The organism is Dermacoccus sp. GAS27A, from assembly GCF_044909235.1.
Classification (GTDB): Bacteria; Actinomycetota; Actinomycetes; order Actinomycetales; family Dermatophilaceae; genus Dermacoccus; species Dermacoccus nishinomiyaensis.
In genome coordinates this window covers 88,211-112,241 of the sequence record NZ_JBIYDW010000011.1, presented here as the reverse complement: position 1 = coordinate 112,241, position 24,031 = coordinate 88,211, and the positions used below count along the sequence as shown (strand labels likewise).

Annotated in this window: 17 protein-coding genes, 1 tRNA gene and 1 riboswitch; of the genes, 5 read left to right on the top strand and 13 right to left on the bottom strand. The window is 68.3% G+C overall.

Annotation, left to right across the window (positions count from 1 at the left end; genetic code table 11):
* Nucleotides 1-118 precede the first annotated feature (118 nt).
* The 4 genes from ABH936_RS12160 to ABH936_RS12145 form a co-directional block, all read right to left on the bottom strand.
* A complete protein-coding gene (locus ABH936_RS12160) occupies nt 119-364 on the bottom strand; it encodes an RrF2 family transcriptional regulator (protein WP_404603362.1) in 246 nt (81 codons plus the stop codon).
* Between the two features lie 100 nt (nt 365-464).
* Nucleotides 465-1,391: a hypothetical protein gene (locus ABH936_RS12155; RefSeq protein ID WP_165583983.1), complete on the bottom strand. Its 927-nt coding sequence runs from the start codon at nt 1,389-1,391 to the stop codon at nt 465-467.
* A 1-nt stretch (nt 1,392) separates the two neighbouring features.
* Nucleotides 1,393-6,138, bottom strand: a complete 4,746-nt coding sequence (locus ABH936_RS12150) for a DEAD/DEAH box helicase (protein ID WP_404603361.1) — start codon at nt 6,136-6,138, stop codon at nt 1,393-1,395.
* A 134-nt stretch (nt 6,139-6,272) separates the two neighbouring features.
* Nucleotides 6,273-6,348: transfer RNA gene (locus tag ABH936_RS12145), tRNA-Arg, on the bottom strand.
* A gap of 85 nt (nt 6,349-6,433) precedes the next feature.
* Between ABH936_RS12145 and ABH936_RS12140 the strand changes: the two genes are divergently transcribed.
* Nucleotides 6,434-7,603 (top strand): magnesium and cobalt transport protein CorA, encoded by a 1,170-nt coding sequence (locus ABH936_RS12140; RefSeq protein WP_207623270.1) that lies wholly within the window; start codon nt 6,434-6,436, stop codon nt 7,601-7,603.
* Between the two features lie 90 nt (nt 7,604-7,693).
* Here the strand turns inward: ABH936_RS12140 and ald are convergent, their stop codons facing one another.
* Nucleotides 7,694-8,812 carry an alanine dehydrogenase gene (gene ald, locus ABH936_RS12135; RefSeq protein ID WP_165584001.1) on the bottom strand — a complete coding sequence of 373 codons (1,119 nt, stop codon included), beginning with the start codon at nt 8,810-8,812 and terminating at the stop codon, nt 7,694-7,696.
* 312 nt (nt 8,813-9,124) lie between these two features.
* Here ald and ABH936_RS12130 point away from each other — a divergent pair, with 312 nt between their 5' ends.
* Nucleotides 9,125-9,466 carry an ATP-binding cassette domain-containing protein gene (locus ABH936_RS12130; protein WP_341352602.1) on the top strand — a complete coding sequence of 114 codons (342 nt, stop codon included), beginning with the start codon at nt 9,125-9,127 and terminating at the stop codon, nt 9,464-9,466.
* Between the two features lie 186 nt (nt 9,467-9,652).
* Nucleotides 9,653-10,846, top strand: coding sequence for an MFS transporter (locus tag ABH936_RS12125; RefSeq protein WP_038569258.1), 1,194 nt, complete (start codon nt 9,653-9,655; stop codon nt 10,844-10,846).
* Nucleotides 10,847-10,876: 30 nt separating this feature from the next.
* Here the strand turns inward: ABH936_RS12125 and ABH936_RS12120 are convergent, their stop codons facing one another.
* The 6 genes from ABH936_RS12120 to pdxH form a co-directional block, all read right to left on the bottom strand.
* Entirely contained in the window at nt 10,877-11,452 is a 576-nt protein-coding gene (locus tag ABH936_RS12120; protein WP_038569261.1) for a hypothetical protein, read from the bottom strand.
* A 632-nt stretch (nt 11,453-12,084) separates the two neighbouring features.
* Complete coding sequence (locus ABH936_RS12115; protein WP_038569264.1) at nt 12,085-12,615, bottom strand: hypothetical protein; 531 nt, start codon at nt 12,613-12,615, stop codon at nt 12,085-12,087.
* Nucleotides 12,616-12,763: 148 nt separating this feature from the next.
* On the bottom strand, nt 12,764-13,867 hold the full coding sequence (locus ABH936_RS12110) for a C40 family peptidase (protein WP_404603360.1): 1,104 nt from the start codon (nt 13,865-13,867) through the stop codon (nt 12,764-12,766).
* 3 nt (nt 13,868-13,870) lie between these two features.
* Nucleotides 13,871-14,083: riboswitch (cyclic di-AMP (ydaO/yuaA leader) on the bottom strand.
* Between the two features lie 185 nt (nt 14,084-14,268).
* On the bottom strand, nt 14,269-14,976 hold the full coding sequence (locus tag ABH936_RS12105; RefSeq protein ID WP_040014453.1) for a metal-dependent transcriptional regulator: 708 nt from the start codon (nt 14,974-14,976) through the stop codon (nt 14,269-14,271).
* 412 nt (nt 14,977-15,388) lie between these two features.
* Nucleotides 15,389-16,990, bottom strand: coding sequence for a serine hydrolase (locus tag ABH936_RS12100; protein ID WP_165583980.1), 1,602 nt, complete (start codon nt 16,988-16,990; stop codon nt 15,389-15,391).
* 215 nt (nt 16,991-17,205) lie between these two features.
* Complete coding sequence (gene pdxH / locus ABH936_RS12095; protein WP_038571517.1) at nt 17,206-17,883, bottom strand: pyridoxamine 5'-phosphate oxidase; 678 nt, start codon at nt 17,881-17,883, stop codon at nt 17,206-17,208.
* Nucleotides 17,884-18,089: 206 nt separating this feature from the next.
* On the opposite strand from pdxH, the gene serC reads away from it, so the two are divergent.
* Complete coding sequence (gene serC / locus ABH936_RS12090) at nt 18,090-19,229, top strand: phosphoserine transaminase (RefSeq protein WP_165583979.1); 1,140 nt, start codon at nt 18,090-18,092, stop codon at nt 19,227-19,229.
* A gap of 42 nt (nt 19,230-19,271) precedes the next feature.
* Complete coding sequence (gene pepN / locus ABH936_RS12085; protein ID WP_165583978.1) at nt 19,272-21,845, top strand: aminopeptidase N; 2,574 nt, start codon at nt 19,272-19,274, stop codon at nt 21,843-21,845.
* Between the two features lie 107 nt (nt 21,846-21,952).
* On the opposite strand, the gene ABH936_RS12080 is transcribed toward pepN, so the two are convergent.
* The gene (locus tag ABH936_RS12080; protein WP_165583977.1) at nt 21,953-23,194 is read right to left on the bottom strand and encodes an MFS transporter; all 1,242 of its coding nucleotides are present in this window, start codon (nt 23,192-23,194) and stop codon (nt 21,953-21,955) included.
* Between the two features lie 94 nt (nt 23,195-23,288).
* Nucleotides 23,289-23,951: a hypothetical protein gene (locus ABH936_RS12075; RefSeq protein ID WP_404603358.1), complete on the bottom strand. Its 663-nt coding sequence runs from the start codon at nt 23,949-23,951 to the stop codon at nt 23,289-23,291.
* Nucleotides 23,952-24,031: the final 80 nt, after the last annotated feature.

The window sequence follows — 24,031 nt, the reverse complement described above, 5'->3', positions numbered from 1 at the left end:
ACGGCAGACGAGAGATTAGAAGGGGTCCCGCCGCCGTCAGCGGGCGGAACGCAGCTTCATCGAGGCAATGCCTGAGTACATGCGTTCGAGGCTACACAGCCTGCGGACCGTCGGCGAATCAATTAACGTCTCCGGTCAGTACATCTAGCTTCAGGCCGAGGGCCTGCGCGATGGTGAGGAGACTCTGGCCACCGGAGGGGTCTGCTAGTACGTACCCGCCGCCGTGGCCGCGGGATGACTCCACGATCTCGGCGCGTACTAACGCGGCAAGGATCTTGTGCAGATAGGACTCCGAAATCCCTGCGTAGCGGGCCAGCTGCGCGGCCGTCGCCGGGCGCCCCCCCGCCAGTAGAGTGCGACGCAAACGTGCGCGGCCTCACTGATGCTTTTGGGGAGGCTCACACGCTGAGGATACGACTCAGGGTGTCGCCTTGATCGCACAGGCGCTCAGTGGCGCGCTAGTTCTAGCTAGCTGGGGTGGTTCCCTCTGCGGCAGCCAAGAACTGGGCCCGAAGGGCATGTAAGAGGTCGCCGTCTCTGGTGCGCCAGCACTCCCACCCGGGGTAGCTGCCGTGCCCGACACTCATCGTCGCCGCGGCCGACAATGATGACGCGCGCCGTCCGTCCGGCAAACGGAGGCGCCCATCGCGTTCGACCGTCACCGTAAACGTCTGCCCGCTCTGGGGCCGCCGCCAGGCAAGGGTTTCACCCTCATGCAGCAACCCGGCGCTGAGCAGATCAGCAAGCGTCGCGGGGAAAGAACGCTTCGCCGAACCGCCGTCTCCGTTTCCCGTCTCGGTGTTCCCGACCGACGTGGCGGTGGGTGGGCCAAGCTCCCCGCGACGATCGACGTCGAGGAACTTCTGCCCGTCGGCGTCCTGATACATGCCGACGCTCAATACGACCAAGGGCACCCCAGCGCCACGCAAGAACGCGATCGCGGCCTCGGTGCGGCGGTGGAAGGACGCCGCCGCCAGGACAATATGTGGATTAGGTGAGATCGGCACGGGCTGCTCGGTGCCGGTGAACTCCTGCCAGTCCGCCCAGAACTGCTGAGCACCGTTCGTGTACAGCGTCGCAACCTCCTGCAGGTTGCTCTCTCGCGCCCACCCCGCATACTCCAGCGACTGTGACAACAGCTGCCGATCGACGTCACGCTTGACCTCGATGACGACGATCCGACCCGTCTCGTCGAGAGCGAGGATGTCGGGGATACCCCCGTGCGGAAGGTGCGCTTGACGCGCCACGCGAAACAGCGTCCGCCCGAGCATCTCCTCGAGGTTGTCCCACAACAGGTCTTCAACCTCGCGCTCGTACAACCCGTCGGCCGCCGCGTACTGCGCGAACGGCACCAAGCCCTGGCCCTCTTGTTCGATGCGGAACAGCGCCATCTCACTGCACCTCCCGGATCGCCAGGGGCGGGAGGGCGTCGACGATCCTCATCGTCTCCAGGCTGACGGTGACGATGCGGGCGAGCAGATCGATGATGTACCGCGGGTCGCCAACCTCCTTCGACCAGTCGTTCGGGTCGTTGACGATCCCAGAGGCCTTGTCCGTCTTGATGTAGTAGCGATCGATGATCCACTCGACCGCCGAACGCGAGCCCAGCATGTACCGGTACGCCTCCTCCGGGATACCCGAGAGAGTGATGCGGCCGTTGTACTGGATCGTCGAGTGGTCGTGACGTTGACCTGCGGCCTTCTGTTCGGGTGACGGCTTGCCGAAGCGCATCTTTTTGTCGCCCACCGCGTAGAACGCGTACGGATCCTGACCATCGGCAGGCTGCGCGTCCAGCCCCTCGAGCGGGTACGGCTCGACGCTCTCGTATCCGAGGTGCAGCTCCGAGAGCTTGCATCCTGCGTCGATGAACGGCTGGGCGTCATCGACGAGGGGGATGCGCGGCAGCATCTTCTTCAGATCCGCCGCGTACGTCTCGCGGTAGTCGGACGAGTGCAACAGCCCGTAGACGTAGAAAAAGATGTCGTCCTTCGCAACGGCCGATCCGTAAGCCGCCTGGAACTTCGTCAGTACTTCATCGGTGATGTTATTGGCGACCGCGTCTTTATCCCCAAAGAGCCCGTCGCTCTCAGTGTCCCCAACAGTGAACAACGGGGCGACCCTCGTCGTGGCACCAAACAAGTCCAGAGATGTGGGCTGGCCAACCATCAGAACACCTGGCGGACGATCAGTCTTCGGTGTAGAGAAAGCAATGGCAATATTTTTACAGTCCGTACCACTGAAAAATCCTGGCACGCGTCCCCGAACTTCAACTAGTGGGCCGCTACTGAAGATCAGTTGTTTAAAGAATGGCCGATACATAGCTCGCGAAAGTGCAGGCTGATCTGCGATGTCCCGCCCCCGCGCAAAACGTTGACGCAAGCCGCGAGACCATGGGATCAGTGTTTCGCGATCCGCGTCAGCCCCCGCCAATGCCTCGTTGTACAGGCGGATTAGCAACGACGCATGTGCCCGAGATTCATCAGCAGAGGAGGCGACAGCCCAGGAGTCTCGACTGGTGGAAATCCCTAGAGCTGTGACTCTCATTACGTCGGTGTCAATTGAGGGGGCGTGGAGGAAGTCCTCTCTGCGCGGGTTGATCCAGTCGCCGTGTTCATTCGGGGTAATGCGCGTCGCGGGCTCGAGTCCCGTTACTGACCCCGCCTCTGCAACCTTGGCGAGTTTCTGTTCGCGGGTGAGGTAGTCGCCGATGTCGGTGTAGTGGATCGTCGCAGGGCCCGACTTTGCAGGGTCCTTGACGAGGATCGTGATGGTCACAGTTGCGCGGGAGCCCGCGTTGAAGACCTTGCCGCCCTCCTTGCGTGACTGCTCACCCGCGGTGCGCTGGTTGCCGCGCAGGTTGTAGACGTAGATGTCGCTGAACTCCTCGGTAAGGCTCTTACGCATTCCGTCGAAGGCGTTGGACTCTAACCAGCCGCCATTCGTCACGTACGCGATGACGCCACGGTCCTTGATCCGCAGCGACGCCCACTTGATGGCGCGCACGTACGAGTCGTACAGGTTCCTTAAGAGTGTGGCGGAGGAACTCTCTGCATAGGACCGTCGAATCGCAGCATCGAGGTCGGGATACTTCTCGTTCGCGTTGTTGTCGTTCGCCGAGTCCTGGCCCACCGAGTACGGCGGGTTACCAACGATGACCTGGATGTCGAGCTTCTTGAGCTTTTCCAGGCGCTCGTTGTTCTGCACGAACACCTCGGTGTCGAGGCGGTCGTCGTTCTCCCACGACTGGAACGTGTCGGTGAGGATCAACCCTTCGAACGGCTCGTAGTCCGTGGGCTGGTCCAACGATCCCCGCAGGTCCTGGTAGGTCGTTTCGATGTTGACCGCGGCGATGTAGTACGCGAGCAGCAGGATCTCGTTGGCGTGCAACTCGTTCGCATACTTGCGTGCCAGGTCATGCGGTTCGATGAGGCCCAGCTGCAGCAGCCTCACCATGAACGTACCCGTGCCCGTGAACCCGTCAAGGATGTGCACGCCCTCATCCGACAGCGTCTGCCCGAAGTGCTCGCGCAGCACGGCGTCCGCGGAGCGCAGGATGAAGTCGACGATCTCCACGGGCGTGTAGACGATGCCAAGCTTGTCGACGGTGCGCTTGAACGCCGTGCCGAAGAACTTGTCATACAGCTCGACGATGATCCGCTGGCGGCCCTGCGCGTTATCGATGCCCTCCACGCGGGAACGCACGGACGCATAGAACCCCTCGAGGCTGGAGTTCTCCGTATCGAGTGAGTGCTCATCGAGCAGGGCGAGCATCTTCTCCATCGCCTGGGCGACGGGGTTGTGCTCGGCGAAGTCATACCCGCCGAACAGGGCCTCGAAAACGGGACGGGTGATGAGGTGCTGGGCGAGCATCTCCACCGCGTCCCCACGCGTGATGCCCTCGTTCAGGTTGCCGCGCAACCCGTCGAGGAACCGCTCGAACTCGGTCGTCACCGCGGTGTCGGGGCCATCGAGGATGCCGTTGATGCGGGCGATGTGCTGCTCGGCGATCTTCGCGACATCAGCCGCCCAGGACTCCCAGTAGCGACGCTCGCCGACCTTCTGCACGATCTTCGCGTAGATCGCGTCCGACCACTCGCCCCACAGGAGGTCGAGCTCGCCCTGGGTCGTTCCCTCATCAGGTGTGTGAACGTTGCCATCGGCATCGATGCCCGCGATGCCGATCTTCTTCGTCGGCTTCTTCTTGTTCAGCTCGATCTGGTTGACCGTCGAGGTGAAACGGTCATCGTGAGCACGCAGCGCACGCAACACCTGCCAGACCGTCGCGTACTTCTTGTTGTCATTCAGCGCCTGCTCAGGCGGCGTGCCCGCGGGAACGGCGACGGGCAGGATGATGTACCCGTACTCCTTGCCGGGCGCCTTGCGCATGACGCGCCCAACGGACTGCACGACGTCGACCTCGGACGAGCGCGGCGTGAGGAACAGCACCGCATCGAGGTTCGGCACGTCCACGCCCTCGCTCAGGCATCGGGCGTTCGTCAGGATGCGGCACGTGTTGTCGGCCGGCTCGGCCTTGAGCCAGTCGAGACGCTCGTTGCGAGCCAGCGCATTGAACGAGCCGTCGACGTGCTTGATCTCGATGCGCAGCGAGGTCGACTGGTCCGAGGTGTCGTCATCAGGCAGATCCACGGCAGCAACGTGCTTGTTGACGACATCAGGGAAGGCCTGAGCGATCGCCTTGGACGTCTTGATGTCCTTCGCGAACGCCACCGCGCGCTTCATCGGCGCGGAACTTTCGCCTTCGACCGTGTCGAAGTGCTTCGCCAGGCCTTGCCAGCACCCGACCATCCGCGCGGCATCCCCGAGCTGAATCTCCCCATCCTGGGCGAGCTCAGCCTGGAAGTTCTTCGTCACGTACTCCTCATCGACGGCGAGGATGAGCACGCGGTAGTCCGTCAGGAGGTTCTTTTCGACGGCTTCCCCGAACCCGAGGCGGTGCAGCTCTGGCCCAAACTTCGTCTCGTCATCCATCGACGCGAGTTCTGCGGCGCCGTCGAGCGCCTTCTTCTTCGACTCCTCACCGAAGATGCGCGGCGTTGCCGTCATGTACAGGCGCTTCGTGCCAGTGATGACGTCGTTGTTGTGCACGCGCACGAACGCCGACTCGTCCTGCCCCGCAACGCTCACACCCGTGGTGCGGTGAGCTTCGTCGCAGACGATGAGGTCGAACGGACCGAAACCGCCCTGGGCCTGTGCGGCCGCGACCACGTCGATCGACTGATACGTGGAGAAGATCACCGTCATTGACTCGGTGTCCTCCGAGGCTTCCCGCCAGCGATTCTGAATCAGGGCAGGGTCTGTCGTCGCGGGCAGCGCGACATCGACGGCGGAGATGTCCTCAACAGCGTTGGAGCGGCTCGTCGACTTCGGATCCGAGCAGATCGCGATCCTGCGCTGCGGAATCAGCTCATTAGCCGCCCACTCGCGCACCGTCTGGCTCAACAGGGAGATCGACGGCACGAGGAACAACACGCTGCCGACCGCGCCGACCTGCTGTTCCGCGAGGCGCAGCGAGGTGAATGTCTTGCCCGTGCCGCACGCCATGATGAGCTTGCCGCGATCATGCGTCTTCAGGCCCTCGATGACCTTGTCGATCGCGGTGCGCTGATGTGGGCGCGGGGTTTTCTTCCCGACCGTCGGTAGCGTGTCAGGTGCTGACCAGGTGAACTTGCCCCAGTCAACGTTCGAGTTCTGCAGGTCGGCGAGGCTGATACGCCGCACCTTCACCGTTTGATCACGGATCGTGTCCTCGGCGTTCTTGCCCCACGGCGCGCCCGTGTCGACGACGATGCGCTGCCCGAACTTCGAGGTGCCCGACGCTGACAGGAACGAGTCGATGTCGCCCTTCGACACCGTGTGATTTTCGGCGTAGAACTTGCACTGGATGGCGACGTTCTCCCCCGTCACCCGGTCGACGGCGACGAGGTCGATGCCCGTATCACTCTTGCCGTCACGCCCTGGCCAGTCCTGCCACAACCACACGTCGGAGAACTGGTCGGCGAACAACGGATCTGTCTGCAGGTAAGCGGCCATGAGCTGCTCAAACCGCGAACCTTTGTCTCGCTCCGACGTCGCCTTCGCCCGCAGATCGTCCAGAACTTCATGCACTGTCACGCTCATGGGGGACAGTGTCTCAGGGGAAGCGGTGGGCGCGGGCGCTGTTTCCCGTCCGAATACGAGCCAGATGGCTGGATGCGAGCGACCCACCGCTCGCATCCAGCCATTTCGCTCGCATTCACCGCCGAGGTGGGACCTGGTGCTCCCGGGCAGATTCGAACTGCCGACACCCGCTTTAGGAGAGCGGTGCTCTATCCCCTGAGCTACGGGAGCGTGCGCCGAAGCGCGCCCGTCAGCCTAGCCGATCATCCGAGCGCGCTGGCAGGCCTCTCCCTGGCGCCCGTCCTAAGATCACCCCATGCCCACCTGGCGAAGCCGTTACGTGCCCACCCCGCTCGGGGTCATCCGCGCGACCCCGCCTCCCGCGTCGACGCCGCCCGAGGAGACGTCGTTCGAGCCGCTTCGCGACGAGGACGACCAGCCGCCACCCGAGGCGACGATCGTCAACTCGGCGATCTACGCGGGCGAGCAGAAGGTCAGCGACGCCGGGTCGATCGCCGAGGCGTGGCGCGAACTGCACCACCCGTCACACCACGACCACGGCCCGCGCATGGCGTGGATCGGCATGACGCAACCGACGCCGCGTCAACTCCAGCAGGTCGCGCGCATCTTCGACCTGCACCCCCTCGCTGTCGAGGACGCGATCGTCGCGCACCAGCGCCCCAAGCTCGAGCGTTACAACGAGACCCTCTTCGTCGTGCTGCGCCCCGCGACGTACGACGACGCGACGGAGACGGTGAAGTTCGGTGAGATCCACGCCTTCATCGGCCCCGACTTCGTCATCACGGTGCGCCACACGGCGCAGCCGGTCCTCACGCCCGTGCGGAGCCGCTTCGAGAACAACCCCGACCTGCTCGCGCGCGGGCCGCAGGCCGTCCTCTACGGCCTGCTCGACTTCATCGTCGACGGGTACGCGCCCGTCGCCGCCGGCCTCGAGAACGACATCGACGAGATCGAGACGCAGGTCTTCGAATCCGACCCGACCGTGTCGCGCCGCATCTACGAACTCTCCCAAGAGGTCATGGAACTCCAGCGCGCCGTCAAACCCCTGCAGACGATGCTGCGCGGCCTCGAAGCCGGCGCCGCCAAGTACGGAACCGACGACGAGATCATCACCGCCCTGCGCGACGTGCGCGACCACGTCACCTCGATCGTCGAACGCAACGACAACTTCCGTCAGTCACTGTCGGAGATCCTGCAGCTCAACGCAATCCTCGTCGCGCAGACGCAGAACGAGGAGATGAAGCGCCTCGCCGAGGTCGCCAACAACCAAGCCGACGAGGTCAAGCGCGCGTCCTCATGGGCCGCCATCCTCTTCGCCCCGACGATCGTCGCCGGCGCCTACGGCATGAACTTCGACGACATGCCCGAGCTGCACTGGGCCTTCGGCTACCCCTTCGCGCTGCTCCTCATGGTCGCCGTGTCGTTCGGCATGTGGCTCGTGTTCAAACGCAAGAACTGGCTCTGACGGCGACGCGGCACGGCGCGCTCGAACGCCACTCGCCCGCGACGCGGTGACCCCGCCCACGCTCACGACCACGCCCATGCCAGGGCAGCCTCACCCCGCGAGCGCCTCCTCGACACTGACGAACGGTCGGTCGGTCGCCTCGGCGACGGCGGCGTTCGTCAGCTGCCCGGCGTGCGTCGTCAGCCCGCGCCCGAGAGGAGCGTCGCCCTGGCACGCGGCGCGCCATCCGTCGTCGGCGATCTGCAGCGCGTGGCGCAGCGTGACGCCCGCAAGCGCATGGGTCGACGTGTGCGCGACGGCGCCCGGCATGTTCGCGACGCAGTAGAAGATGCTGTCGTGCACCCGGAACGTGGGGTCGGCGTGCGTCGTCGGGTGCGAATCCTCGAAGCACCCTCCCTGGTCGATGGCGATGTCGACGAGCACCGAGCCCGGCCGCATCCGCGAGACGAGCTCGTTGCTCACGAGGGTCGGCGCCTTCGCACCGGGCACGAGCACCGCGCCGATGACGAGATCCGCTCGCAGACAGGCCTGCTCGACCTCGTGCGCGTTGCTCATCACCGTCCGCATCCGCCCACCGGTTGCCGTGTCGATCGCCCGCAGCCGTGCGGCATCGAGATCGAGGACGGTGACGTCGGCGCCCATTCCGAGCGCGACACGAGCCGCGTTGAACCCCGACACGCCGCCGCCGAGCACGACGACATCCGCGGGGCGAACCCCCGGCACGCCGCCCATGAGCACGCCGCGCCCGCCGTACGGCTTCATGAGCGCCTGCGCGCCGACCTGCGGGGCGAGGCGCCCGGCGACCTCTGACATCGGTGCGAGCAGCGGCAGCGACCCGTCGTCGAGGCGCACCGTCTCGTAGGCGATCGAGGTGACACCGCGCTCGAGAAGCTCCCCCGTAAGCGTCGGGTCGGCCGCGAGGTGCAGGTAGGTGAACAGCACCTGGCCCTCGCGCATGCGGTGATATTCCTCGGCGACCGGCTCCTTCACCTTGAGGATGAGATCACTGTCGGCCCACACCTCGTCCGCGTCGTCGACGATGACGGCGCCCGCCGCGCGGTAGTCGTCGTCGGTGAGGCTCGAACCGTCCCCGGCGCCGCGCTGCACCCGCACCTCGTGCCCGTGCAGCACGAACTCGTTGACGCCCGCCGGCGTGCACGCCACCCGGAACTCGTTGTTCTTGACCTCGCTCGGAACACCGACCCGCATGATCTTCTCCTCCGACTCCTTCGACGTGACCGTGATCACTTGCCACGCTAGGAGTTCACCGCGCTACGAGCGAGTAGGGCCGGGCCGAGCGCCGTCAGAGCCGTCACATCCGCCCGCGATCCCACGCGGGCAGGGCTGCGATGAACGCATCGAGGGCATGGATCAGCAGCCGCCCGTCCCCCCGTTCGAGCAGCCACCCACGCCCCATCCGGCCCAGCGAGCGCGCCCGCCATGCAAACACCGGCCATGCAGCTGAGTGAGCTGACGAAGAACTTCGGCAGCCACCGCTAGGTCGATGACCTGAGACTCACCGTGCCGCGCGGCTCGATGTTCAGCGTCGTCGGCCCGAACGGCGCCGGCAAGACGACGACCCTGTCGATGGCGACCGGGCTGCTGCGCCCCGACGGTGGCCGCGTCGAGATCCTCGGCCACGACGCATGGCGCGACCCGGCACGCGCGAAGTCGCTCATCGGTGTCCTGCCCGACGGCCTGCGCACCTTCGACCGCCTCAGCGGCCGCGAACTGCTGCGTCACACCGGCCTGCTGCACGGCGTCGACGTCATCGACGTCAATGCCGCAGCGACCAACTGCTCGACGCACTCGGCCTCGACGAGGCCGCCGACAAGATCGTCGCCGACTATTCCGCAGGCATGACGAAGAAGATCGGCCTCGCCTGCGCGCTCATCCACGCCCCGCGCGTCTGGGCGCGCGGCAGCTCGAGCAGACGCTGCCCGAACTGCTCGCGAAGATCAACACCTGAGCCGTGCGACGCCCTGACGGGCGCGTCCAGGCATGCTCGTGATTGCATGGGTACTCACCGGTAACAACGAAAAGGACCGCATGAAGCACTGGATGCGCCCCGCCCTCGCGATGCTCGCCGTCGCCTGGGGCGGCAACGAGTTCACGCCCCTGCTCGTCATGTACCGCACGCAGCATCACCTGCCGCAGGTGACGGTCAACGTGCTGCTCTTCGCGTACGTCCTCGGCATCATCCCCGCGCTGCTCATCGGTGGGCCGCTCTCCGACCGCTACGGCCGACGGCGCCTGCTCGTCCCCGCGCCGTACATCGCGATGCTCGCGAGCGCCGTCCTCGCGTTCGCCCACGCCAACGTCACCGTGCTGTTCCTCGGGCGCGTGCTGTCGGGCATCGCGCTGGGTCTCGTCATGGCCGTCGGCTCCTCGTGGATCAAGGAGCTGTCGAGCCCGCCGCACGACGACGCGCCCGACGGCACCGGCGCCAAGCGTGCGTCGATGTCGCTGACGGCCGGCTTCGGCCTCGGCGCCGCGTTCGCCGGCCCTCTCGCGCAGTGGGCGCCCTACCCCGACGAGCTGTCGTACCTCGTCAACATCGTCGTGACGGCGATCGCGGCCGTGCTCGTCCTGCGCACGCCGGAGACGGTCGACGCGGCGTCGCGCTCGACATCGTCGTTGCGTGACGATCTGCGCATCCCCGCCATCGGCCACCGTCGGTTCCTGTTCGTCGTGCTGCCGATCGCCCCGTGGGTCTTCGGCGCCGCCGCGTGTGCGTACGCCGTCCTGCCCGCGCTCATGTCGTCGCACGTCTCGTCGGCGCCGATCGCGTTCTCGGCGCTGCTGTGCGTCGTCGGCCTGACGTGCGGCTTCCTCGTCCAGTCTGTCGGGCGCCGCATCGACTCCCCCGGCACCACCCGAGCGGTGCGCGTGGGGCTCGTCGTCCTCGTCGTCGGCATGCTCGCCGGCGCGCTCGCAAGCCGCGAGCTCAACATCGCCACCGCGATCCTCGGCAGCTTCTGCCTGGGCGCCGGCTACGGCCTCGCGATGGTGAGCGGCCTGCTCGAGATCCAACGTATCGCCGGGCCCCGCGACCTCGCCGGGCTGACGGCCGTGTTCTACGGCGTCACCTATCTCGGCTTCGCCGTCCCCGCGATCATGGCGACGCTCGCGCAGGACGCCGGGTTCAGCTACCCCGCGATGTTCGAGTTCGGCGCGATCATGGCCGCGCTGTGCCTCGCCGTCGTCGTCCTCGCCGACCGTCGGATGCCTGCGAACGGCTGAACGGCTTGCGGGCGCAGCTCACACGACGATTCACTCGAAGACCGTGAGGAGCACGATCGCGACGACGGCGGCGATGAGGAAGCTGCTGATCGACGAGGCGAGCAACCGCTCCGACGTGCGCTGCGGCACGAGTTCGGGGTGACGCTCGCCGTCGGCCCGGCCCGTGAACGGCGACAGGATGACGGGCGAATCGACTGGAACATAGGCCCGCGCGGCGCCCTCCAACGCGTCGAGGTCGGCGGGCGCGAACATCGAGATGCCGGCGACGAGCAACGGACGATCGCCCCCGTCGAGGAAGACGATGGCGTCCTCGGCCGTCCACCACCGGAAGCGGCGCGGCACGATGCGCGCGGTCTCGTTCCACGCGATGAAGACCTGATCACGCCCACCGGCGAGATACTCGACGCCGTCCTCGTCGACGCGCAGCCGCGTGCGCATGTCACTGAGGAACGAGAAACCGAAATAGGCGACGAAGAAGACGACGACCGCGACGATGTTGCCGACCGACGGGCGAATGGCGAGCACGGGCGCCGCCAGGACGGCGAACAGCACGACCTCACAGGCGTGATGGCGCCAGAACGCCCACGGGCTCGCCTCGATGACCACGGGGCCTAGTCAACCAGACCGCGCCCGCGGCGACGAAGCGGGCGCGGGGGGCCGGTCGAGCCCCCAAGACTCCACCGACCCCGCCCATGCATCGCCCAGCCTGCACACCCCTGAGCATCGAGCGCGACGCACGGCTGACCGCCGTTCATTCATACAGACGCCCGACATCCTGAGCCGGTTGCACCCCACCGCAGACTTTTTTTCGACCCGGAGCTTTTGCTCGGGCCCAGGACGCTCGCGCGAGCGCCCGCCATGGGAGACAATCCCAATGACGCGGGGAGGCACCCTGCGACGAGCGAACCAGGGAGCCACCCGACGATGCACCGCCTCACCCCCAGCACCCACGCCGGCCTTCGTGCCGGCTCTCGTGCCGGCGCAGCCGCCCTGCTCGCCGCGGGAGCCATCGTGCTCGGCGCGCCAGCGGCAACCGCCGACCCCACCGCACCGTTGGGCTCGCCGAGCATCGGCGCGGGCGTGAGCAGCGCCGTGTTCCAGAGCGCCACGTGCAGCGCATCCGGCGGATACTCGGCCCTCGTCACCCTGACGAACGCCGCCCCTGAAGCCCAGACGTTCTCATTCACGACCGGCGCCGGAGGCGGCGCGACACCGGCAGCGACGAGTGTCGGCGCCGGTCAGAGCCTCACCGTGCGCGTCAGCGCACCCTCGCGGGCCCGTGCCATCTTCGTGACGACGGCCTCCGGCGGCTCCGCCGGCTCGCTGCCCCTCAGCGGCTGCGGTGACGCACCGTCCACATCTTCGACGTTGTCCGCGACCGCTGAGCCGACACGGACACCGCGCCAGAGCACCTCGCCCGTCCCGACGAGCGACGAGCCGATGCTCGCGCCCACGATCTCATCTACGGGCGCATCGAGCCCCGCATCCCCCCTGGCCCCCACGACGCCGATGGCACCGACGACACCGCGCAGCAGTTCGACGAGCGCCACCTCGTCGCCCGAATCGTCTTCGTCTTCGTCCGGGTCGTCTTCGTCTTCGTCGTCGAGTCGTTCCAGTTCGGCGTCGTCGACCAGCACCTCCAGCCCGTCGCTCGCCTCCTCGGACGCGGCATCAGCCGACGAATCCGACTCGAGTTCGACGAGCCCCCTGCTCGTCGCCGGCGGCGTCGGCCTCGCACTGCTCGGCCTGGCGCTCGCCGTCACCGTCATTCGCCGCGACTACCACTGACGCAGGATCGTCACGGCAGACCACCACGACCCCGCTCGAAGCACGCGCCACACGAAGAAGCGCCCTCCCCGTCACGATGACGGGGAGGGCGCTTCTCAGGTGGCCGCGCGGGCCGACCGATCAAATCGATCAGAGGCGACCGTAGGTCGAACCCGACAGCACCGGGTACAGGCCGGTGACGGTGCCCGGGTGGCGCGCCTCGTAGACCATGCCGTTGCCGGCATAGATCGCGACGTGGCCCGGCAGGAAGACGAGATCGCCGGGGCGCGGGTCGCTCACGGGCGTCGTCATCGCCTTGATGGCGCCCGACTGGTGCGGCAGCTGGATGCCGGCCTTCGCGAAGACCATCGCGACGTAACCGGAGCAGTCGGCACCGGAGGTCGACGATCCGCCGTAGACGTAGGGGATACCCGTCAGGCCCGCGGCGATGGAGACGACACCGGAGTTCGAACGCGAGGCGGAAGCCGTGTTCGTGGCCTTCCGCGCGCTCGAGGCGTAGGTCGGCGTGGCCGAGTGCGTCGTGGTGGCGTGACGCACCGTCGCGCGGTGCACGGGTGCCTGCTGGTGACGCGGCGTCTGGGCGACCGGGCGAGCCTGGGTGTGCTGCGAAACCGCCTGGCGAGCGTGCGTGCGATGCACGCGCTGGTGCGTCGCGGTAGCGCGGTGGGTGTTCGTCGACTGCGACGCGGCGCGGTGGGTGTTCGTCGACTGCGACGCGGCGCGGTGGGTGTTCGTCGACTGCGACGCGGCGCGGTGGGTGTTCGTCGACTGCGACGCGGCGGGCGCGGTGCGCTTCTTGACGACGATCGAGCGACGCTGCGCCGGCTGCTCGACGGTCTTCGCCTTGCGCTCGGCCTTGACGGGCTTCACGGAGGCCGACGTCAGCGCACTGCGGGCCTGCGAGCGCGACACCTGCTTCAGCGCCTGCGCCGTCGCGCGCGTCGACTTCTTCGCGGCGGCGGGCTTCGGGGCGGCCTTGGCGGCGGGCTTCGGGGCGGCCTTCGGGGCGACGACGAGCTTCTTGGCCGGCGTGACGGTCTTGAGCTCGAGGGGTGTCGTGGCGGCAGCGGCGGCCTCGTGAACGGCGCCCGACTCAGGGGCCGCACCGGCGCTCTGCGTGATGCCGAGACCAGCGACCAGACCACCGGAGACGGCGACGGTCGTGGTGAGCATGGCCAGGGTGCGCGTCTGCTTCACAGGACGCAGCGGGCCCGGCGTGTTCTTGATGGACAATGTGCAACCTCTCGAACGCCTGTGAGGTGAGCTGTCGGGTTCGGACCTGTTGCTCGGCCCGGCTCTCGGCGCTTCGTGCGTGCGACGCGAGCTTCACCCCGAGTTCTTGATCTGCGCTTCGCTGATCAGGAACGAAGAAGTGGGTCCCCCACCCCTGCCAGGTGGTGTAGCTGACATGACTCGCGCGCCGCAGGCAGGGCTCGGCGTGTCCGGCACGCGAGTGTTCGTTGTCGAACCAGGTAAGACGGTAACGAATCAGTCACGACGACGGTGAATCAGGAACCGGCGAGATAGGCGTCATTCCGGCGTCGAGCATCTGCCTCAGGCCCCGTTCGTCTTGCCACCAGCGGAGGTTTAGATTCCGTTACAGAGTGCGCTCGTGATGAACATCACATGCAACCTCAGGCCTGCTGACCCGTCACGGACACGAATACGTGCGAGGCGATGTCCTCGGGCAGCGACACGGCGTCGTCAGGCCGATCGGCGACGGCCGCGTGGACGCGGTCGCCGTCAGCACGCACGTCGAGGGCCACCCCGGGGCTCAGCCCGACGCTCGTCAGCACCGCGAGAGACTCGGCGTCCGCCTGCGCGGGCTCGCCGATGCGGCGCACCACCACGCGCAGCGACTCGCTGCCGGCCACCTCGACGAGCGACTGCACGCCGTCACGGAAACCCTCCGGCGCCTCGCCCCAGCCGAGCTCGTCGAGCCCGGGAATCGGGTTGCCGTACGGGGACAGGCCCTTGTCGACGATGAGCTCGAGGATCTTGCGCTCGACGCGCTCGCTCATGACGTGCTCCCACCGGCACGCCTCGTCGTGGACGTACTCGAGCTCGAGGCCGATGACGTCGACGAGCAACCGCTCCGCGAGGCGATGCTTGCGCATGACGCGAGTCGCGAGCAGGCGCCCCTCGGGTGTCAGTTCGATGCGCCGGGAGTTCGCGACGTGGAGCAGACCGTCGCGCTCCATGCGCGCGACCGTCTGCGACACCGTGGGCCCGGAGTGGCCGAGGCGCTCCGCGATGCGGGCGCGCAACGGGGGGATGCCCTCTTCTTCGAGGTCATAGATGGTGCGCAGATACATCTCGGTGGTGTCGATCAGGTCAGTCACGACGACAAGAGTGCCACCTCCGGCGCCGCCGCGCACGGGTGCTCGCAATACCGGCGTCGGTGGGGCGAGGCTCGGAGCGTCAGTCGCGCGAACGGATCGCCTCGAGCGGACCGCCGGAATGAGCAGGCGCGACGGGCAGCGCCTCGGAGGTGTTCGTCAGAGCGATGCTCGTCGTGGGAGCGACGTCGGCAGGGGTGAGGCCGGGCGAGCCGCGAGGGCAAGGGGGCCGAAAGAGAAGAACCCGAGGCGCGCGCTCACGAAGAGCGCTGCGGCCTCGGGGTGAAGCGCAGCCGCCAGGGGGGAGGGAGTGCGGCGCGCTTCGTGACGAGACGCTACACCCGCTCCCCCCATCATTGAAAGTTAAATCGGAAAGCCAGGGCTGTGAAGATGCTGTGAGCTTCGCAACGCGCTGTCAGAGCCATTCGCCGAACGCGGCCGGCTCGCGCGTGAAGCGGTATGTGGCCCAGTTGAGTTGGGTGACGGAGCCGTCGGCGTCGCGGGTGATGACGAGCCATTCGCCGCGCTCGCGACCCGCGACGGTGCGGTAGCGGTTCTCGTCGACGCGCTCGAAGACGGCCGGCGCCTTCCACTCGGGCATCCCCTCGACGCGAGCCTTGAGCGTGCCGCCCTCGACGACGAACGTGAACTGCGTCCCCTCCGAGAACCACACCCCGAGCAGCGGGACGAGTTCCGGGGGCACGGTGATCCCGGGCGTCCAGGCTGCGGGCAGCTCGGGTTCGCGCTCCTCGACGGCGCTCGCGAGGTCCGTGGCGAGGGCCGCGGGATCGGGGGTGTGCGTCGCGTTCATGAGAGCGACGCCCGTCGTCGCGCTCTCGCGGTGTGTGAAGACGCCGGTGATCGCGCCCGGCCAGCCGCCGGTGTGGCCGACCCAGATGCGATCGTCACGGCGCAGCAGCATGAACCCGAGACCCCATGCGGCGCCCCAGCGATCGACGTCGGCGACGATCTGCGGCTGACACATCTCCTCGAGCGTGTCGGCGGAGAGGATCGCGGGGTCGGGGTTCGCGACGAAACCGCCCCAACGCGCCATGTCGCGCACACTCGAGACCATGCCCGCGGCCGGCGCGATGGCGCGCGAGTCGAAGACGGGTTCGTCGACGGGGACGTCGCTGTACGGCGGCACGAAATAGGTGCCCGCAGCATGCGGGTCGGTGTCGACGCCGCCCGGGTAGCCGAGAGTTGTCGACGTCATGCCGAGTGGGTCGAGGAGCCGACGCTGCACGCTGGCGAACCAGTCGCCACCGTCGAGACGATTGATCATCTCGCCGAGCAGCGCGTACCCGAGGTTCGAGTAGTGGAAACGCGTGTGAGCGGGCAGGACGCGTTCGCTGTGGGCGAGGCTCGCGAGGAACTCGTCGCGACCCGGCATGACGAGCGTGTCGAACACGTCGCCGACGGCCTCGCGCTGGATGCCGGAGCTGTGCGACATGAACTGACGCGGCGTCATGCGCGCTAGCGGCGAATCGGCGGTAATGGTGTCAATGATGTCGCGGGCCGGAGCGTCGATGTCGAGCTTGCCCTCGTCGCGCAGGGCCATGATCGTCACCGCCACGAACGTCTTCGTGTTCGACGCGATCTGGAAGCGCGTGTTCTCGTCGGGCGCAGTCTGCCCGACGCGCTCCGCGCCGACGTTCTGGCCGAGGTGCGCCGCCCCGAAACCGTTGTGCCACAGCAGCGTCCCGCGTCGCGCCACCCCGGCGGCGAGGCCCGGCACGCGACCCGAGCGCTGAGCGTCGAGGGCGATGCGGTCGAGAGCCGTCGTCGTCTCGCGCGACAACCGCGTCGCCGTCGAGGGTTCGACGTGCCCGTCGACCTGAGAGACGCCGGGCGTGGCAGCACGATCAGCCTGCACGTCCCGCGCGGCCGACGTCATCGCGGCAGCGTCAGCCTGGGAGTCGAGCGTCGCGGTAGCCCCTTCGTCCTGCGCGTCGAGTGCTGCTAGGGCACGATCGGTCGACGGGTCGTGGGGTGTCGGCGTGGACGAGTCAGTCATACCTCCACGCTAGGTGGTGACGTCGTCCGCTCCGGATTTGCGGGCCGGCGAAATAACGACAGGAGATTCGCGGGCGCGGGACGCATCGTTGCCACGCCTCACCGCCACGCCGCGCCATGCCGGCGACGCCCCACCCGTATCCATCGGCGATTTTCGTCCACATTCGCGACCGGGCGAATGTGGACGAAAATCGCCGATGTGCACACGTCGACGGCTCAGGGCCAGCGACGTTCGATACGCCAGGCTGACGGGTCGTCGAGGTCGCCGTCGCCGACGCGCACGTAGACGAGGCGGTCGTGCAGACGGGAACGGCGCCCCGCCCAGAACTCGATCTCGTCGCAGTTGATGCGGTAGCCGCCCCAGAAGTCGGGCAAGGGGACGTCGTCGGCGCCGCCCGTGTCGGGGTAACGGGCCGTCATCTCGGCGTTGGCGGTCTCGAGCTCGGCGCGGCTCGTCAGCGGCCGCGACTGCTTCGACACCCACGCCCCGACGCGCGAACCATACGGGCGCGAGTCGAAGTAGGCGCGCACGACGTCACGAGGCAGCTCGACGGCGCTACCGGTGAAGCGGATCGCGCGAAACATCAGCGGCCACGTGAGCGCCCCGGCGATCTGGTCGTTCTCGGCGATGTCACGGCCCTTGGCCGATTCGAGGTTCGTGTAGAAACCGGGGCCGTCGGCCCCGAGGTAGCGCATGAGGACGGTCCGCACGTGCGGCGCGCCGGCGGCGTCGGCCGTCGCGATGCTGATGGCCTCTGGCTCGGGCACGTCGCCTTGGGCATTCTGGCGTTCGCGTGCTTCGCGCACCCACGCCTCGATCAGCTCGAGCGGCGCCGCGGGCAACTGCGACTCGTCGAGACCTTCACCGTCGTAATCCATGCGCACCTCGGTCATGCCCCCATCTTGCCCGCCCGGGCCGCTGCGCAGGGCGCCGGGGCGCACTCTGCGTCGGGACGAGCGGACAGGCCCGGTTCCGGAGGCACTCAGCGACGATTCTCGCCGCCTCCGCCGTGACGGTTCTCGCGGCTGCCCGGCTTGGCGCTTGGTTGGCATGCGAAACGGGCGGCGCGGGCTGCAGCGCCCGTCCTAGAGTCGACAACGTGACTGACGCGAAGAGCCCCGCCATCGTCATCCCCGACGCCCTCAAGCCGAGCGACGGACGCTTCGGTGCCGGCCCGAGCAAGATCCGCCCCGACGCACTCGCAGCGCTCGCGGCTGCAGGTGAGGGTGCAACTCCGCTGCTCGGCACGTCACACCGTCAGGCGCCGGTGAAGAACCTCGTACGCGAGGTGCAAGAGGGCCTCGCGCAGATGTACGACCTGCCCGACGGCTACGAGACGGTGATGGGTCTCGGCGGGTCGAACGCATTCTGGGACGTGGCCGCGTTCAGCCTGATCGAACACCGCCAGCAGAACCTCGTCTTCGGCGAGTTCACCGCCAAGTTCGCGACGTCCGCGACGGCGCCGTTCCTCGAAGCCCCCGACGTCATCGAAGCCCCGGCGGGCAGCGTCGCCGAGGCGCAGCCGAAGCCCGGCATCGACACCTACGCGTGGGCGCACAACGAGACGTCGACAGGCGCGATGGCGCCCGTCACGCGCCCGGAAAACACCGACGACGACGCGCTCGTCCTCATCGACGGCACGTCCGCCGCGGGCGGCCTGCCCGTCGACCTGACCGAGTGCGACGTCTACTACTTCGCGCCGCAGAAATCGTTCGCGAGCGACGGGGGCCTGTGGTTCGCGTTCATGTCCCCCGCCGCGATCGAGCGGGTCGCGCGCATTAAGACGTCGGGCCGCTGGATCCCACCGTTCCTCGACCTCGACGCCGCCATCACGAACAGCCGTCAGGCGCAGACGTACAACACGCCGGCGCTCGCGACGTACGTCCTCATGAAGGCGCAACTCGACTGGTTCAACGCGAACGGCGGCCTCGACTTCGCCGTCGAACGCACCCGCGCCTCATCGAAGGCCCTCTACACGTGGGCGGACGCGCACCCGCACGCGACACCGTTCGTCACGGACCCGGCGCACCGCTCCCTCGTCGTCGGCACGATCGACTTCGACGACGCCATCGACGCGGCGGCGATCGCGGCGACGCTGCGCGCCAACGGCATCGTCGACGTCGAGCCCTACCGGAAGCTGGGACGCAATCAGCTGCGCGTCGGCATGTACCCTGCCGTGGAACCCACCGATGTGGCGGCGCTCACCCACTGCATCGACCACGTCATCGAACGGCTCTGACGCCACCGTCACCTCAGGCCGCTCCAACGAAAGGCCCACCGCGTGCCCCTCGCTCACAACCTCACTCGCGAAACCGCCCAGCACCGTTCTCGCACAGTGACATTGAGCGACCAATCCATTCATCTGGATCTGACGGGCGCGCCGACGGAGGCCGCGACGTTCACCTCGACGTCGACACTGCGCCTCACCTGCACCGAAGGTGCGGTGTCGATCGACCTCGTCGCCGATGCCGCCCCATGCGTTCTGCTCGACGGCGTCGAACTCGACGCGAACGCCACGAGCTTCGAGGATTCTCTCGTCACCGTCCGCGGCCTGACGCCGGGGCGCGAGCACGTCGTCACCGTCATCGCCGAGTGCCACTACAGCCACACCGGCGAAGGCCTACACCGCTTCCGCGACCCGCAGGACGGCGAGACGTACCTGTTCACCCACTTCGAACCGACCGACGCCCGCCGCGTCTTCGCCTGCTTCGACCAGCCCGACCTCAAGACGCACTTCGCGATCAGCGTCACCGCCCCGTCGCACTGGCTCGTGCGCAGCAACGGGGCACCCGAGAGCGCCGAACCAGCCGCCGCGAGCGACGAGACGCACGGCAACACCACCACCGACCTCACCCTCACGACGTTCACACCGACGATGCCGCAGTCGACGTACATCGTCTGCGTCATCGCGGGCCCATACGCGCTGGTCGAGGACGAGGCTGTGCTGAGCGACGGACGCCGCGTGCCGCTGTCGATCATGTGCCGCCCGGCGATGCGCGCGAGCCTGCCCAGCGCGGACATGCTGCGCTGGACGAAGGCCGGGCTGCCGTGGTGCGAGCGCAAGTTCGGCTGCAGCTACCCCTGGGGCACCTACGACCAGATCTTCGTGCCCGAGTACAACATCGGCGCGATGGAGAACCCGGGCCTCGTCACGTTCAACGAGAACTACCTCAAGCGCGGCGACGCGACCCGCAGCGAACGCGAAGCGCTCGCCACGACGCTGCTGCACGAGATGGCGCACATGTGGTTCGGCGACCTCGTCACGATGCCGTGGTGGGACGACCTGTGGCTCAAGGAATCGTTCGCCGACTTCATCGGCGCGCAGGCCGCGTCCGAAGTCACCGAGTTCGACGACGCGTGGGCCACGTTCGGGCTGGGCCGCAAGGCGTGGGCGTACTCCGCCGACCAGCTGCCGACGACGCACCCCATCGTCGCCGACATCCCCGACGTCGAAGCCGCGCGCGCCAACTTCGACGGCATCACCTACGCGAAGGGCGCCTCCGTGCTGCGCCAGCTCGTCGCGTACGCCGGTGAGGAGGCGTTCTACGAGGGCGCGGCGCTGTACTTCGAACGTCACGCCTTCACGAACGCGACCCTCGACGACTTCCTCGACGCCCTCGGCGAGGCGAGCGGACGCGACATGACGGCGTGGGCGCAGGCCTGGCTGCAGACGTCGGGCCCCGACACGCTCGAGGTGGCCGGCGGCGTCATCACGCGCCGCGGCGACCGCACGCGCCCGCACCGCTTCCACGCCACCGCATTCGACGTCGAGGCGCCCGACGCCTCCGAAGCCGCCGCCTGGCACGCCACCGGCGACGCGTGGCTCGACCTCGAAGGCGAGAGCGACAGGCTCGAGCTGCCGGGCGAACTGCGTGGCGCGGTCGTCCTCGTCGACGACGAGGACTGGACGTACGCGAAGATCGCGCCGAGCACCGAGACGCTCGAGCTGTTCGCGACGCAGCTCTGCCACCTCGCCTCGGCGACGCATCGCGCCACGGCGTGGGGGCAGCTGTGGCAGGCCACGCGTGATGCGCGCCTGCCCGCCGAGACGTTCGTGCGCGCCGCGCTGACCCAGCTCGCGGACGAACCGTCGGCGACGATCGTCGACGGCGCGGGACGGTTCGCGATCGCCGCGATCACGTCCTACCTGCCCGACGCCGCCTCGCGCGCCGACTGGGCGCAGGCGTTCTGGCGTGTCGCGATCGACCGGGCCGACGCGTCGACGGGCACCGATCTTCCGGGCGTGTGGCGCCGACTGGCCCTCCTCGTCGCGGCCCTCGCCCCGAGCGTCGACGATGAACTGCGCGCCCTGCTCGACGCGCACACCCCGTTCGAGCCCGGCCAGGACGAGCGTTGGAGCGTCCTCACCTCACTCGCGGCGCACACCCGTGACGACGACGCCCGTCGCGACGTCGACGCCCGCCTCGCAGATGAACGCACGCGCGACACGACGCAGCGCGGTGCAGCCCAGGCGCTCGGCGCGACGGCAGCTCTCGGCCTCGACGACACCAAGCAGGCCGCGTGGCAGCGCGTCGACGACGCGTCGCTGACGAACGAGCAGGTCGCCGCGCTCGTCGCCGGGTTCACCCACCCCGCGAGCGTCGAGCTGGCCGGCGCGTACGCCGACAGCTACCTCGATCACCTCGAGACGTGGTGGCGCGAGCGCAGCCAGGTCATCGCCTCACGCCTCGTGCGCGGCCTGTTTGACACCCAGCCGAACACCGAAGCCGCAGAAGCCTGGCTCGCCTCGCATCCCGACGCGCCGGGGGCACTGCGTCGGATCGTCGTCGAGGAGGTCGACCAGCTGCAGCGTCGCCGCCGCGCGCAGGCGGTCAGCGACGGCTCGCGCCCCTGAGCCACATACCCGAAGGGCCGGGCCTCAGTTCGCGAGCTGCGCCACGAGCGGCACGAGCACGAACGCGGCGAGGGCGATGATGACGATGAGTCGGCGGGTCTTCGGGGTCATGTCGCCGATTCTCTCACCGCGAGATGGGTGGGCCGCATCGCGATGACGTCGCGCGCGGCGTAGTGCCGCACCCGCATCAGGGCGAGGCCGGCGACGAGCGTCGCGACGCCGACCGCGACGCTGCCGACGGCGATCGTCGCGCGGGCGCCGAAGGTGTTGCCGATCCACCCGATGAGCGGCGCGCCGACCGGCGTGCCGCCCATGAGGATCGCCATGTAGAGCGCCATGACGCGCCCGCGCAGCTGCGGGTCGACGGAGAGCTGGACGCTCGCGTTCGCCGTCGTCAAGGCCGTCAGCGCACACAACCCGACGGGCACGAGGAACGCGCCGAACAGCCACACGTTCGGCGCCATCGCGGCGAGTGCGGAGAACACCGTGAACCCGGCGAGCGCCGCGAGCAGAAGCCGCAGTGACGGCGACTTGCGCCGGGCCGCGAGCAGCGCCGCGGCCAGCGACCCCACCGCCATCACCGACGAGATGATGCCGTAGGCGCGCGCGTCGGCGTGGAAGACGCTCGTCGCCATGAGCGCCGTCGTGATCTGGAAGTTCATGCCGAACGTGCCGAGCACGAACACGAGACCCATGATGAGCTGCAGGTCGCGCCGCCGACTCACGTAGGCGAAACCTTCGCGCACCCCGCCGCGGCCACGCCGTCGGGGCGCCGGCCGTAGTTCGCGCGGATTCATCGCGAGCAGCGCGCCGAGCACGGCGACGAACGACGCCGCGTTGAGCACCATCGCCCAGCCCGTGCCGATGCCCGCGATGAGCAGACCCGCGACGCCGGGGCCGATCAGGCGCGCCGCATTGAACGACGCCGAGTTGAGACCGACGGCGTTCGTCAGGTGCCCCTCGGGCACGAGTTCGGAGACGAACGCCTGACGCGTCGGGTTGTCGAGGGCCGTCGCGATGCCCTGCACGAGGGCGATGCCGAAGACGCTCGCGAGCGTCGCCGAGCCCGTCAGCAGCAGCCCCGCGAGCACGAGCGACGTCACCGCGAGCGCGCTCTGGCTCAGCATGAGCAGACGCCGCTTGGGGTAGGCGTCCGCGAGGGATCCGGCGAACGGGGCGAGAAGGACAACGGGCGCGAACTGCGTCGCGGTGATCGCGCCGAGCGCGGCGGCGTCGTGGTGCGTCAGTTCGGTGAGGACGACCCAGTCCTGCGTCACGCGCCCGATCCACGTGCCGACGTTCGACACGAGCGCGCCGCTCGCGTAGAGGCGATAGTTGCGGATGGACAACGAGGCGAAGGTGGGGCTCGTGGTGACTCCTCAGGACGACATGGCTGACGGCAACCTCGTCAACACCTGCCCCGCCCGGAATATTCCTTTTCGATCATTCTTCGGCGTCGGTCGCGCGGCCGTCGAGCACGTCCTCCTCGAGCACGTCGTCCCTGAGCCGCAGCCCGTACGTCGCGAGCGAGAGGTCGGCGAGCTTGCGCGTCGCCTCGGGGTCGTCGTCCTGCCAGGCGCGGGCGACGTCGTCGTCGATGGCGGCGAGCGCACGGGGCGAGGCGCTCGTCAGCGCTTCGAGCGCGAGCAACCGGCGTCCGCCCGGCATGGAACGCAGGCGGGCGAGGCGCCCCGCGGTGACGGCGTAGCGCAGGCGCGTCAGCAGCCACGGCACGAGCGCGAGGACGATCGGCAGCGCCGCCGTCAGGACCCCGAGCAGGACGGCGAAGCGGCCCAGCCCCGTCGCAAGGTCGTGCCCCGAGCCGGCCATGTCCGTCGCAGTGCCGGCGGCCTTGTCGAACGGGGTGCGCACCTCGGAACCGACGAACGGGACCTTCGCGACGGCATTCGCCGCGTCCGTCATGTCGAGCGCCAGGCTGGAGCTGCCGTGCTCGAGCTTCTGCGCGCCGCTCTGCGCCACGAGCGCCCGGTCGTGGACGACGGTGCCCGCCCAGATCGCGAGGACGCACCACAGCGCGAGGGCCACGTCGGCCACGATCTGACGGGCGCGGCGCGAACCGCGATCGGCGTAGAACTTGAGCCCCATGACGTGCCTTCTCTCCATCAGGATCGGGTGCGTGCCGCTGCGTGCCGTCCCATCGTAGGGGACACCTTCTCCAGCCGACT